Consider the following 11,503-nt stretch of genomic DNA (forward strand, 5'->3'; position numbering starts at 1 on the left):
GCTGTGGACTTGGTCCGTCGCCACAGCGGGGAGACAGCGTTGTCGCAGGTGGTTGTTGTTGACGTTTCCGAAGAGTCCGCTGCCCGCAGGTTGGCGGCCGAGCACGACGTCGAGGTGGAGTTGCTCCCACGCCGGGGCATCGAGCCCGTCGCCACCGTGACACTGGTGCTGATGGGCGCTGCGACAGCGGTCGGTACGGTCTTGCGCGTCCTGGAACAGCGCAAGGGCGGCCAGGTGATCGATCTGCGACCCGGTTCACCGAAGGCGTTCTACCGCACGCCGGATCTGGTCTACGGCATGGTCGTGATCATCGCGTCGGACGGCACCGTGACGCTCGACGTCAAGGAAGCCGAGGGCATGTTCGGCAAGGTGATCTCCACGTTGCCGCAGTTGCTTTCCGCAAACAGCAGTGTGGACGAGGTCGCCACGGCAGTGACCGACACGTTCGGCTCCGATGTGCAGGTAGAGAAGGGTGAGTAGTCACCTCGACGGAGCCGAACGGTTCCTGGCCCAACTGCGGGCACAGACGCACACGCTGCTCCCGCGACTCGATGAAGCCCTCCGGGACGCGGCGATCGACGAGGTCGTCCGTTCGATCTACTCCGCCGAGTTGGCCGACGATCCGAGCACACGGGCGATGGTCGCTTCAGGAGCTCCTGAGTCGGGGAAAGACCTGGACGAGGTGATGGCCCAAGCGCTGGGCAGGATCCAGGATCAGATCGAACAGACGGCGATCGCCAGAGTCGAGGGTGTGGATGTCGCGGCCCGTCGTCCGCTGATCAGCCACCTCCACACCGGGCAACTCAACGCTACCAGCATGCGGGTACCCGGTGACTCTTACAGCTATCTGGTGCTGTTCGAGGACCAGATGACCAGATTCGCCTCGTTGCTCAGCGACGTCGTGGGCGCCGCGGTCCCCAGCACCCAAATGGATGCCACGGGTCGGTTCACTTTTCAGCTCAACCTGCCCGATGTTTCCGACCGGGTTGTCCGAGAGCCGAGCATCATCACCCAGTTCATATCGATCATTGCCCGCTATACGGTCGAGGGCAACCTTAACGGGATCACAGGGAGCACGCGCAACTCTAACTTCGGGATGATGCTCGAGCACGCCCTGCTGACCTTTGTGGTCGGACACGAGTACGCCCACATCATCCTCGGCCACCTCGACGCACCGGCAACGCCAAAAGGCGTCCTGCGCGGCACGGACGCTGAGACGCTTGATTATTCCTGGGTGCAGGAGGTCGATGCCGACCTCATTGGAATGATCCTCGCAATCAACGCTGGCGTCGAGCACGCAAACCGTGACATCGCGGCGGGTTTTCTCGGCATCTGCCTTTTCTTCGACGCCCTCGACGTCATGGACCGTGCCGTCGCCTTGCTGGAAACCGGTGACGAGAACGCTCGCCAGCTCGGCTCCCACCCGCCCTCGCAAATCCGCAAACAGCTTCTGCGCGAGAAATTGCCCCGCGCGTTCGGCGCCGCGCCTGGCGTGGCGGAGAATGTGCGCATCGCGCTGGAGATGGCCGATGTCCAATCGACACTCATTCGTGCGATGTGGCAAACCACTCGAGAGATCTTGCTGAATATGCGAAGCCAAGGCATGCGCCCGGCTAGCACGTGGCGGACGGTTGCCAGGAACTGAGTACGGGAGCACGACCCCGAAGCGGTCCGCCGATCCTCGCAGCGGTAGGCGGCGCAGACCTCGGTCGGATGGATGACGAAGCTACTTGCGGGCACGTGCGAGCAGGTAGACCAGGGTGTTGTGCGAGATGGGCTCGCCGTTGGCTCCGGTCACCGTCGCCCCGAGCCGCGCGACTTCCGAGAAGGAGATGGCGTGGTCCGCCACGCCTGCGTTTCGGGCGTGTCTCACCGCAGCTCGCAGCACCTGGGCATGGGAACGGGTCCGCCTGGTCGCTGCGGCGAACGAACGCAGCGCGCCTCGCACATCCTCATCGCGTAGAAGCGCAAGATCACTGCCCGGCGGCAGGAACTCCGCAGTGATCGCCGCACCGCCCCTGGGGACGGTGTGAGGGCGTCCCCGTTCGCGTACGTCCTGCGACAGCAGCGCTCCAACGAGATCCATCGCGCTTGTCATTCGGCCATCGCGTTGCCGCACCCGGTCAAGCGGGAAGCCGCGCCGTGCTCTGTCGTGGGCCTTCGGACGTGTGCTGTGGGTGTGACGCTCACGATGCAGGTGATGTTCGTTGATCTCGCGGCGGAGGTTGTGCCCATAAATTTCATGCATGCGCATCGCCCAGTCAGCGAAGCTCACTGCTGGTATGTGCGGCACAGGCATGGCAGGGCCTGTGGCCGCACCGAGCACAGGATCGGCGCTCCAATTGTTCACGCGCCAGCGGATGTATTTCACCAGGCCAGTTGATCGCCTGTCTCTGCCGTTGTTCCAGGGGGCGACCCGCCTGCCATCGAGGTCGTGATCGAGCATGTTCATGATCGAGTGATTGCACCAGCCAACCTCGTAGAGCTTGGTCAACTCTCGCTTGAGGTCCCGGAGTTCGGCTGAAGGCCACTCCGCGCGGCTGATCAAGCTCAACGTGGCCGCGTGAGCTTGATCTTCGCCGACAGGAGCGACCTTGCTGGGCCACTCGCGAAGATTGGCGATCCACATATGCCGCATGCCTTGGAACCCGGCAATGTTGTGCAAAACCTTGAAGATCTCCTCAACGACGATCTCTGCGTCAAGGCTGCCTGTGCGGGTGTCGCGCCCCATGGCTTCAGATGCTCTCCGCCAGGACCTAGCGTACGTGGCCGATCTCGGCGGAAAGCACTCGTACGAGTGGAGAGCACACCCCGATCGATACCTCCTATCCGTGGCAAGCCAAACTGGACGCGACAGCAGCAGCGTGCGCCGATCTGACAGGACGCCGTCGACCGGGTCGAGGCCATCGCGCGCTGGCACCTCCTCGTCGACTCCCGATCACGGTGCGCGCCGACGACGGTGCCGCAGCCCCTTCCAGTCCTGTCAGGGCGTCTCCTTGGTTCGGAGGACGAACCGGCCGATCAAACTTGATCGGCCGCAAGCTGGTAGAGGTCGGCGAAGTCGGCAGGGATATTGCCGCCGTGCTCGAAGTACGCGGTGAGCACCCTCCGTACCGTCTCCAGCGGTACCACCTGTTCGGCTGGGATCTCTTGGGTGTTCGCCGCGAAATCGAACAGTTCCGTCCCCGTGGCGTTCCGGTTGCCGAGCGTCGCGCGAGCCGGATTCCACAACTCGTGCACGAAGCCGGACTCCGCGCCGATACCCGCATACAGGTGAGGGAAGCGGTACGGGTCTTCCATGACCGCAAGCTCGACGATCGCGGGCACCGGTTTGCCGCCGGGCAGCTCGATCACGCGATCGATCAACGCGGACAGCTCTTCCCGCGAGTTGATCAGTACGGGAGACTGCGCTGACTCGCGATCGAAAATGGCCTTCAGCGTTGCCACGGTGCCCGCGTCCCTCCTGCGATCGTTTGCTTGTACCCGTCCGAGCCGTAGATCGTGAGCGTGGAGCCGGCGGGCAGGATCGCCCCGACGAGCACCTCGCATCCGAAGTCACCGACGCACGGGACGTTGTTGATGAGCACCGTAGCGTGCTGAATGTCGTTGTTGCGCATGTGTACGGCGAGCTTGGTTTCCACGTGTGACGCGGAGAACGGCAGTCCTGGACGCGGGAGCTGGAGGGATTTCAGGCACCCGGCGACGTCTGCTGCGTCGGCCCCTTGCCCGCTCACGATCTCTGTGACATCGACTCCATCCGCGAACCATCGTCCGTGCGTCTTCTGACCCGTGCTCACCTCGACGGGCGGGGGAAGCTGATCGCGGAGCTTCTGGAGGTGCTCGGGTGAGCCGGGCTTCGGTGTGACTGGAGCCGCGGCAGGCGTATGTGATGGCGGAGTTGGTGGGGCGCCATCGAGTTGCAATCGACCGACCACGCTCTTGATGACGTCCGCCGCCGAGCCGAGACCCGACGTCAATCCTTCGGGCTCGCGTATGCCGTCAACAACCTTTGTGAACATGGCGCGTGTGTCTTCGACGTCTGCTTGAAGCGACCCCGCCCCCGCCGCCCCAAGAAGTTCATGAGCGTCTTCGGCGAGATCCGCCGCCGCGTGCGCCGCGCTGATCGCTTGTTCGATCTTGTTGAGCGCTTCGTTCAGTCCGTCCCCGACTTCGCCGATCGTTGCCATGGCCCGGCCGGATCGTGTGGTCAGCGGCTCTGCACGTCGGAAGATTCCGACAGGTACGCGCCTGGAAGGAGCGGAGAACACCGCTTGCATCGCGGGTCCCGAGCGTTCGGGTTGCGGCGCTCGAGCCGGGCCGCGATGTCGGCCGCCGTCACCCGGCGGGTCGTCATCCAGTTCTCCCAGCGCCGTTGCAGGATCGTGTCGAGGCTTCCCCAGCCGTCGAGCTCGATCGCGTACTCGTGCAACGTGGTGAGGTGATTAACCGGATTTGCCACGCTCACAGCCGAGCAATCCCACGCGTGAATCAGACTCTTGTTCAACAGATAGGGGTGGGACTCCGGGGTGAAGGCTTCCTGTTCGCGGTACCACCGTGCGATCAATTCGTCCATGCGCCGCGTGGCCTCGGCGTGACTGGCTGCGGCCGAATCGCAGTAGGTGCAGCAGCCCGACTCCCAGCTGGTCACCGACCGCATCCACTCCTGGGCTTGGACGAAGTCGATCTCGCCGGCCGCGGCCCGGTCGAACAGCCACCGCACGGCTTCGGTGTCGATCAGCCATCGCACGTTGTCGGTCCGGGACCACTGGGCCTGGACTTCCACCTCGTGCGGGAAGCGGTGCGAGCCGATCTTCAACTCGACGCGGCGAGACATTCCGTGGGACATGACCGGAAATCATCCCACCGACGGTGCTGCAGGTCGCATACCCATACCAGCGCGCCCGTTCTCCCCGTCGCCCACCTGCCGCACTGACTCGGGCTGTTCGACTCCGTCGGTCCAAAAGTTTACCGGTCGCTTGGTGGCACCGACACTGCCGCCGCTCGACATGCCGCCCGGTCACAAAGAGGCTGGCTGGCTGTGCGAGCTCACCTCTCACGGCGCCACCGACCGGTACGGACCGCGCGAGAGCAACCTGGGGCGTGGGCACAGATCGACCACGACCTGGCGATCATCGACCGACTCGGCTTCCGCAGCCACTTTCTGTGCATGACCTCGTTCTAGGCTGCGCAGAGTGCCGCATCCACTGCCAAGGCCGTGGCTCGGCGGCGAACTCCGCGGTCTGCTGCGCCCTGACGATCACCAACGTTTACCCTATGCGCTGGAAGTTGTGGTTCACGCGGTTCCTCAGCACCGAGCGTGACGGGCGGCCGAAGTCGGCGACGCCGATCGCGTGCTGGAGACCTCGGGGACGTGGCACCGTAGCAGCCCGATCCCGGACGGCATGCTGGTCTGGCTGATCGCGGCTGCGATTCGTCGGCCCGGCGGTGCCCGGACACGCCCGCGGTCAGTAAGTTCGTGGCCCGCGGTATCCCGGAGGGGATGTCTGCCGCCGCGCCGGTGGATTTGGGTTGGTCGGCGGTCCCCAACCAGCAGCCGTGCACCTGCGGGGTGTCCCGAGGCGAGGTCGAGGCGCTGGCGGGCCAGGTCTGCCCGGTCGTCAGTCGTCGCCGCCGCATCGAGCACCTCCCTGATGGGTGCACGCCCCCGCACGCGCAGCGCAACGGCTGGGCGGGTCGGTGCGTGCGCTGGACCGGGTGGATCGGAGCAGGCGAGGGCGTGCTGGTCGGGGATCCTCACGTCCGGAGCGGCAGGAAAGTCGTCGCGCACGAGGGGCAATGCCAGGCGGTCCCGGCGCCTCAGCCGGAGATGCGGGTGGTCAACGTCAGGTCCGGTCACTGCGGGCGCTGCCACGGGCCGGTGGCGGCCGAGACCGGCGCGGCGATCATGTCAGGGTATTCGCCGGGCAGCGCTGGTCGGCGCCGGTCGGCGGGCGTGGTTCGTCGCGTTGAGGCCAGGGAACGGGTTCGACGGCGCTGTCGAGGTAGAGCGAGGTCGCGGGGACGGGCCGGACGAACTCGGTTTGGTGTGCCGGGGTGTCCAGGCCGCGTCGGCTCGTCCAGCGGGTGTCAGCGCTGACGGCCAGCGCGCCGACGAACTGTTCCATCTTGGTCGACCAGTCGCGAAAGACGACAGGGTTGAGGGTGCGGTGATGCAGCAGGGCGTTGCCGCAGCGTCGTTGCTTCTGCGCGAACCAGTACGCCGCGTGGGTGCGCTTGGCGTCCGCGTCCTTGACCGGTTTGGGGAAGGCCGTGCCGCCGAAGGTGCGCAGGGCGCGGTAGGTGGTGTTGGGCAGGCTGGGCGGTTGCCAGCAGTCCTGCTCGATCCAATGTGCGATCGGATCGTTCGTCATGGTCGGGATGTAGGCACGCAGCCCAAGCCGGCGAGCGATCTCGTCGCTGAACCGCCGCTGGTCTTGCGGACCGCCTGATGCCAGGCGGCGCCAGTACAGGCGGCCGAGCAGCTCGGCGACCGTGATGGCTTCGGGGTAGACGACGGCCAACAACCGCGACGCGCTGAAGGTAGCAATCTCGGTGGCTGGCGGGATGAGCACCTCAGCGCGGCGAGTCCATTCGATCCAGTCGTGCTCGGGCGCGGTGATCTGTGCGAAGTTCCAGCGATGCGCGCAAACCAGGAAGCCGGTCAGCACGGCGTCGTAGGTGGCGGCTGGCCCGATGCGGTGCAGCAGCCGCAGGTGCCGGTGTTGTGCGGTGACGATCTCGGGCACCGCGTCGAGGCTCGGCTGGGGGTGGCCGGTCAGGTCGGGCGGGCCGATCCAGATTCGGTGCCGGGTGCAGACGTAGGTGTGGTGAGCGAACAGGTGCAGCACGGGACCGCCGTCGTGACGGGCGTCGCAGCGCCGGCACCCCGGTTGGGGCTCGTGTCGCAGCGCCAGCCAGTCCGTGTGGTCGTCGAACAGCTCGACGATGGCGCGATCGAGGCGCTGCCGGGGCTGGTTGGAGACGGTCGCGAGCAATTCCCCGTCTAGGCGCCGGGTTGTGCTGCGCGTGGTCTTCGGCAGGCTGACTTGCCGCCACAGTTCGTCAGCCGACATGTCGTGCACCGCGGCGAGCCGCGTGATGTAGGAGATGGCGATCTCCCGGTGCGCGGGCCGGAGCGGGATCGGAAGCGGGGAGACCATCAGCGCCCGCCCATCTTGCGGCACCACGCCGAGGACGCGCTGGTAGCTGCGCGCCTCAGTGGGATGAGGTTCAGCATATCGACGGTGATGCGCTCGCTTTCGCTGGTCGCGAGCACCGCGTGGGTTCGTACGAGCTGCCCGGCCGTCAGCCGGGCGGGCGGTGTGTAAGACGCGCTGCGTCCCGGCAGCGGCAGCAGTACCAGGGTGCGCAGCTGCTTGACCCGTTCGGTGGCGCATCGGATCAACCGTGACTGGGTGCCCGTCGCTGTGCCGGCATCGGGTGGGTCGCGGCGCGTGGTCATGATGTCACCTCGTAGTGCGCGGCCATCGTAGGTAGCACTCCGCATGCCGAGACCGGGATTGAGACCATGCCCTCCAGCTCGCCGGCCCACGATCCCGCCAAGATCGAGCACGCCAGGCACAGCGCGACCGGGTTCGGGTCGTAGCAGTCGGCGGCGTCTTCGTGCTCGCAGACGCCTTCCGCGCAGTCGTCGTAGGTCAGCACTACGGGCGCGTGCCGGGTGAGGTGGCCGAGGACTGCGGCCGCGGTGTGGTGTTCGACCTCATTCTCGGCGCCGAGATTCAGGAGCCGTTCGATGACGCGCTGGTAGAGCAGCGGGTCTGGAAGCGCGCGTCCCAACGCCTCCAGGAAGGCAGCCTCCGGCCGTCGATGCGCGAGCTCGATGGCGGCGGTGCCGTGCTCCAACGCCACCTCCCACGAGCATTCCGGGCACAGATCCCGACGCGCCATGTTGTCGTTGCAGCGTGAGAACTCGCCCCAGGTCGGCGCGATCGTGGCGATGCCACCGCACAACGTGGATACCCACGTCTCCGGGTTCTCCCGGGACCTCGCGGCATGCAGCGGCCGGGAGGAGGGGCTGATCGCGATGGCGAACTTGGGGGCGCCGGGCCTTTCCAGTGTCAGATCGAACAGAAATCCGGTGGTCATGGTGGTGTCCTCCGTGGACGATCGAGGGTCAGCAGGACCGGGCACATTGACCCCGGCCTCACCCCGGACCTCCCCGCAGGTCTCTGGCTATTTTGGCGCCCTGCCGGGGCGAGGGAACCGTGGACAGGAGCGCGGTCGTGAGATCGACGGTGTTGTCGAAGCTGGGAGCCTCCCGGCTTCCCAGACGTGGCCGTTGGCCGATCTCGACGAGCCACAGCGCGATCGCGCCCGGTGAGGGGGCGTGGCGGTGCGCGTACCAGCGGTGCCCGCTCGGCGTGCGTGCCGACCAGCCATTGCCCACCGTCCACTGGGCGTCGATCCCCGGCGCGGTGAGGTCAATCCACAACGCTGTGGGGTGGTTGGCGTGTTCGTCGGTGACCACAGCGTCGACCTGAGCGCCGGTGAGCTCGTGCACCGCGGCCGCTACGGCACCAGCGTAGATCTCGGCGGCGGGCAGCGCGGGATGCGGTGCAGCGTGGTGCCGGGCGCGGTGCAACGCCGCCGCGACCGCCATGACCGTGAGCGTCGCGGCGATGACCGCGCCGCAGACGAGCAAGGCGAGGTACAACACCACCAGCGCCCCGAGCAGCACGGCGGCGACGCCGGACGGCAGCGGCCGCGTCGTACTCTCGGCGATGTCGAGAACGACGTCGCCGTCGAGTCCGCCGAGCCAGGCCGCCGCGCCGAGAACAGCGCTGCCCGCGATCGCGCCCAAAACGATGTCCCGGCGATGCTCGCCACCGCGCCAGGCGAGGTACTCGCCCAGGAGCAGGCCGAAGCTGACGAACACGAAGATGATCACTGTGGTGCCTCGCTGGGAGATTCGCCGTCCGGACAGGGTTGCTCAGCCGGATCGCTGCGAGTTGTTGGCGAGCGCATTGGCCTGTACTGCAAAGGATTCGGTGCGCGCAGGAATCCGACGAGCGGTCCGACGACCAGTGCGAGCCCGAGGCTTGCCACCCCGACGAGTCCCGTGTGGACGGCCAGGACCGGGCCGATCGCGAGCCATCCCGCCGTCAGGCTCAGCAGGTCGGTGAGCACTCGCAGCAGCGCCGGTGAGTAGCCACGGCGCCGGGCGAGTGCTTCGATGATGCCGTCGCGTGGCAGCACTCCGAGGCTGGCGTCGAGGTAGAGCGCGACGCCCAGGCTGAACCCGCCCGCGCCGGCGACGAGCAGCGCGATCCGGCTGGCCGTGCCGGTGACCGCAGGGAGCAGGAACAGGGTGATGTCGGCTCCGATGCCGGGGACGACGAACGCGGTGACGGTGCCGGGTCCGGGCTTGATGCGCAGCGGGATATAGAGGGCCAGCAACAGTGCTTGCGTCACGATGATCGCGACGCCGAGGGTCCAGCCGGTGCGCGCGGCGACGGCGCTGTGCAGCACGTCGAGCGGAAGCAGGCCCGACTGTGCCCGCACCAGCAGACCGATCGAGGCACCCATCAACGTGGTTCCGCTGAGCAGCAGCAGAACCCGGCGGGTCGTCGACCTCGGCACCACGGCCTCAGCGGGGCTCATGCGCACCGCCGAACCGCACCTGAGACCCCTTGAGCCGCAGCGTGGTGCGACCAGTGGGCCACCGCGGCGAGGTGAGGACGCTGCAGAGGACGGATGTCCTGGCTCGTGGAGGTGAGCGGCACGGTCGCGGTGCCGACGGTGCCGATTCGCTTCCGGCGCGTGATCAGGGACATCTCACCTCCTTGAGTGGGGTGCGCGGCCCGCCCTGGGGAGGCCGTGGCGGGCCGCGCGAGTGAAGCGGACGGCGTTCCGTCAGCCGGTGACCACCGCGTTGCCTGGGCGCGATTCGGGCTGGGGTGCCGGCCGCTCGGGCTTGGGCTGCTGCGTGCCGGTCGGCGCAACGGTCGGCTTGGTCGACGTCGCCGGCGGCCGGCTGGATTGCGTCGTGGGCGGAGCGGTCGTCGGCGGCGTGGTGGTGGGCGGCGTGGTGGTGGGCGGCACGGCCGCCTTGCCGCAGCTGACCTGCGCGACCGTGATCGTCTGCACCGGCCCGCCCGCGCCGTTGATCGTGATGACCGCACCGGTGGCCTTGTTCCCGGAGACCGCGCCGAAGGTGACGCTGCCCTTCTCGCCGAGCTTCTGCGTCCCGGATCTCGACGCCTTGGCCACGCCCGCGCTGCAGCTGGCCGACACCGGGCCGATCGACTGCCCGGCGACCACGACGTCGGCTGCCGACGCCTCGGCGAGCCCCGCACCGGCCTTGGCCGACAGGCCGGTGGCGGTGAACGTGCCCGCCTTACCGGCGACGGCCCCTGCCGCCCCGGACTTGACCTCCCCCGCCGAGCTCACGGCCGGGGTCGCCCCGACCGGGTCGACGCCGGTGGCGCTGACGCCGAACGCGGACGATGCCTCGGTCTGCTGTGCGGCCGCGGTGCTCGGGGTGCCCAGGCCCAAGCCGGTGAGCGCGAGCGCGCCGATCGCGACCGATGCGAGTGTCGCGCGAGCCGACACGATGTCTTTGCTGACCACGAAAATCTCCCTCGTGTGTGGCACACCCCACAGGCGCGGGGCGTGGTGGTGCGTCACCGGATCAGCACAGGGCTGCCCAGCGGCACCCGTGTGCTGAGGAGCTGCAGCGCGTCGGGCGGCACGCGGATGCAGCCGTCGCTGGAGCGCTGCCCGAACACATCGCCGGTCGGCCAGCCGTGCACGCCCACCGTTCCCGGGCCGCCTCCGTAGCTGGTGTGCGTTGGGCTGTGGATGCCCAGTGGGAGCACGACCGGGCTGTAGCGCGGCTCGTCGGGCACGAGGTTGTCCAGCAGGAACGTCCGGCCCGCCGGTGTGGGGGCCTCGGGCTTGCCCACGCCCACCGTCCAGCGGCCGAGCTGCTGCTCACCGTCGAAGACCGCGAGGGTGAACGCCACGCGGTCGACCTCGATGCGGACGGTGGTGCGCTCCAGTTCGACCCGCGGGTCTTGGAGATAGATCCAGCCGGTCGCGCCCTGCGGCCGCACCGGCAGCAAGACCTGCGCCCACCCCGGCTGTTCGGCGATCACCGGGAGCCGGGTCTCCCCTGCCCACTGCTGTGCAGGTGCGGCCGCGATCGCCCGTTCTCCCGGTGCGAGATAGACCGGCAGCACGGCGGTCGGCTTCACCAGGCGGCCGGACGGAACAAGGTCCGGCGCGGAATCGAGCGGAGCGTCAGGCACCGTTCCATGCGTGGTGGCCGGCGGCAACGCCGCCAGCGCCGCCGCGTCCACCGGCCGGGGCGCGACAACCCGCTCCCCCGCCGCCGGTGCCGCGATCGGTGGTTGCGCGGCGAGCGTGCGCGGCGCCACCGCCGGTGTCGTTGACGGGCCCGCGGATGCCAGCACGACCCCGGCCGTCATGGACACGAGCAACGCGATCCCCAGTAACACCGTCGTCCAGCGCCCACTCG

Annotated in this window: 14 protein-coding genes; 3 read left to right on the top strand and 11 right to left on the bottom strand. The window is 67.9% G+C overall.

The features are described from left to right. Window positions 1–39: 39 nt before the first annotated feature. Window positions 40–480 (top strand): hypothetical protein, encoded by a 441-nt coding sequence (locus ACZ7CF_RS34600; RefSeq protein ID WP_470371715.1) that lies wholly within the window; start codon window positions 40–42, stop codon window positions 478–480. Further along, entirely contained in the window at window positions 473–1,645 is a 1,173-nt protein-coding gene (locus ACZ7CF_RS34605; RefSeq protein WP_470371716.1) for a M48 family metalloprotease, read from the top strand. Before ACZ7CF_RS34600 ends, ACZ7CF_RS34605 begins: the two co-directional genes overlap by 8 nt. Window positions 1,646–1,726: 81 nt before the next feature. Here ACZ7CF_RS34605 and ACZ7CF_RS34610 read toward each other — a convergent pair whose 3' ends face one another. The 4 genes from ACZ7CF_RS34610 to ACZ7CF_RS34625 form a co-directional block, all read right to left on the bottom strand. Beyond that, window positions 1,727–2,731, bottom strand: a complete 1,005-nt coding sequence (locus tag ACZ7CF_RS34610; RefSeq protein WP_470371717.1) for a hypothetical protein — start codon at window positions 2,729–2,731, stop codon at window positions 1,727–1,729. A gap of 290 nt (window positions 2,732–3,021) precedes the next feature. Continuing rightward, the gene (locus ACZ7CF_RS34615; RefSeq protein WP_470371718.1) at window positions 3,022–3,447 is read right to left on the bottom strand and encodes an Imm1 family immunity protein; all 426 of its coding nucleotides are present in this window, start codon (window positions 3,445–3,447) and stop codon (window positions 3,022–3,024) included. Then, window positions 3,435–4,187 (bottom strand): DddA-like double-stranded DNA deaminase toxin, encoded by a 753-nt coding sequence (locus ACZ7CF_RS34620; RefSeq protein WP_470371719.1) that lies wholly within the window; start codon window positions 4,185–4,187, stop codon window positions 3,435–3,437. Before ACZ7CF_RS34620 ends, ACZ7CF_RS34615 begins: the two co-directional genes overlap by 13 nt. 20 nt (window positions 4,188–4,207) lie before the next feature. Further along, the gene (locus ACZ7CF_RS34625) at window positions 4,208–4,834 is read right to left on the bottom strand and encodes a hypothetical protein (RefSeq protein ID WP_470371720.1); all 627 of its coding nucleotides are present in this window, start codon (window positions 4,832–4,834) and stop codon (window positions 4,208–4,210) included. A 329-nt stretch (window positions 4,835–5,163) separates the two neighbouring features. Here ACZ7CF_RS34625 and ACZ7CF_RS34630 point away from each other — a divergent pair, with 329 nt between their 5' ends. Continuing rightward, a complete protein-coding gene (locus tag ACZ7CF_RS34630; RefSeq protein ID WP_470371721.1) occupies window positions 5,164–5,418 on the top strand; it encodes a hypothetical protein in 255 nt (84 codons plus the stop codon). A 485-nt stretch (window positions 5,419–5,903) separates the two neighbouring features. Here ACZ7CF_RS34630 and ACZ7CF_RS34635 read toward each other — a convergent pair whose 3' ends face one another. From ACZ7CF_RS34635 to ACZ7CF_RS34665, 7 genes are all read right to left on the bottom strand, one after another. Then, window positions 5,904–7,160: a TniQ family protein gene (locus ACZ7CF_RS34635; RefSeq protein ID WP_470371722.1), complete on the bottom strand. Its 1,257-nt coding sequence runs from the start codon at window positions 7,158–7,160 to the stop codon at window positions 5,904–5,906. Further along, window positions 7,160–7,462 carry a hypothetical protein gene (locus ACZ7CF_RS34640; protein ID WP_470371723.1) on the bottom strand — a complete coding sequence of 101 codons (303 nt, stop codon included), beginning with the start codon at window positions 7,460–7,462 and terminating at the stop codon, window positions 7,160–7,162. The genes ACZ7CF_RS34635 and ACZ7CF_RS34640 overlap by 1 nt, the downstream gene beginning before the upstream one ends. After that, a complete protein-coding gene (locus tag ACZ7CF_RS34645) occupies window positions 7,459–8,109 on the bottom strand; it encodes a hypothetical protein (RefSeq protein WP_470371724.1) in 651 nt (216 codons plus the stop codon). Before ACZ7CF_RS34645 ends, ACZ7CF_RS34640 begins: the two co-directional genes overlap by 4 nt. A gap of 58 nt (window positions 8,110–8,167) precedes the next feature. Then, a complete protein-coding gene (locus ACZ7CF_RS34650) occupies window positions 8,168–8,911 on the bottom strand; it encodes a hypothetical protein (RefSeq protein ID WP_470371725.1) in 744 nt (247 codons plus the stop codon). Further along, complete coding sequence (locus ACZ7CF_RS34655) at window positions 8,908–9,624, bottom strand: YczE/YyaS/YitT family protein (protein ID WP_470371726.1); 717 nt, start codon at window positions 9,622–9,624, stop codon at window positions 8,908–8,910. The genes ACZ7CF_RS34650 and ACZ7CF_RS34655 overlap by 4 nt, the downstream gene beginning before the upstream one ends. 252 nt (window positions 9,625–9,876) lie before the next feature. Beyond that, on the bottom strand, window positions 9,877–10,593 hold the full coding sequence (locus ACZ7CF_RS34660; protein ID WP_470371727.1) for a hypothetical protein: 717 nt from the start codon (window positions 10,591–10,593) through the stop codon (window positions 9,877–9,879). Between the two features lie 53 nt (window positions 10,594–10,646). Beyond that, on the bottom strand, window positions 10,647–11,483 hold the full coding sequence (locus tag ACZ7CF_RS34665; protein WP_470371728.1) for a L,D-transpeptidase: 837 nt from the start codon (window positions 11,481–11,483) through the stop codon (window positions 10,647–10,649). Between the last annotated feature and the right edge of the window lie 20 nt (window positions 11,484–11,503).

The sequence above is a fragment of the Lentzea sp. NPDC036955 genome (assembly GCF_055608005.1).

Excerpts from the sequence above, each read along its gene's own strand:
- ACZ7CF_RS34610 (WP_470371717.1), bottom strand. The coding sequence starts at position 2,731 with ATGGGGCGCGACACCCGCACAGGCAGCCTTGACGCAGAGATCGTCGTT.
- ACZ7CF_RS34620 (WP_470371719.1), bottom strand. The coding sequence starts at position 4,187 with ATGGCAACGATCGGCGAAGTCGGGGACGGACTGAACGAAGCGCTCAAC.
- ACZ7CF_RS34625 (WP_470371720.1), bottom strand. The coding sequence starts at position 4,834 with ATGTCTCGCCGCGTCGAGTTGAAGATCGGCTCGCACCGCTTCCCGCAC.
- ACZ7CF_RS34635 (WP_470371722.1), bottom strand. The coding sequence starts at position 7,160 with ATGGTCTCCCCGCTTCCGATCCCGCTCCGGCCCGCGCACCGGGAGATC.
- ACZ7CF_RS34640 (WP_470371723.1), bottom strand. The coding sequence starts at position 7,462 with ATGACCACGCGCCGCGACCCACCCGATGCCGGCACAGCGACGGGCACC.
- ACZ7CF_RS34645 (WP_470371724.1), bottom strand. The coding sequence starts at position 8,109 with ATGACCACCGGATTTCTGTTCGATCTGACACTGGAAAGGCCCGGCGCC.
- ACZ7CF_RS34655 (WP_470371726.1), bottom strand. The coding sequence starts at position 9,624 with ATGAGCCCCGCTGAGGCCGTGGTGCCGAGGTCGACGACCCGCCGGGTT.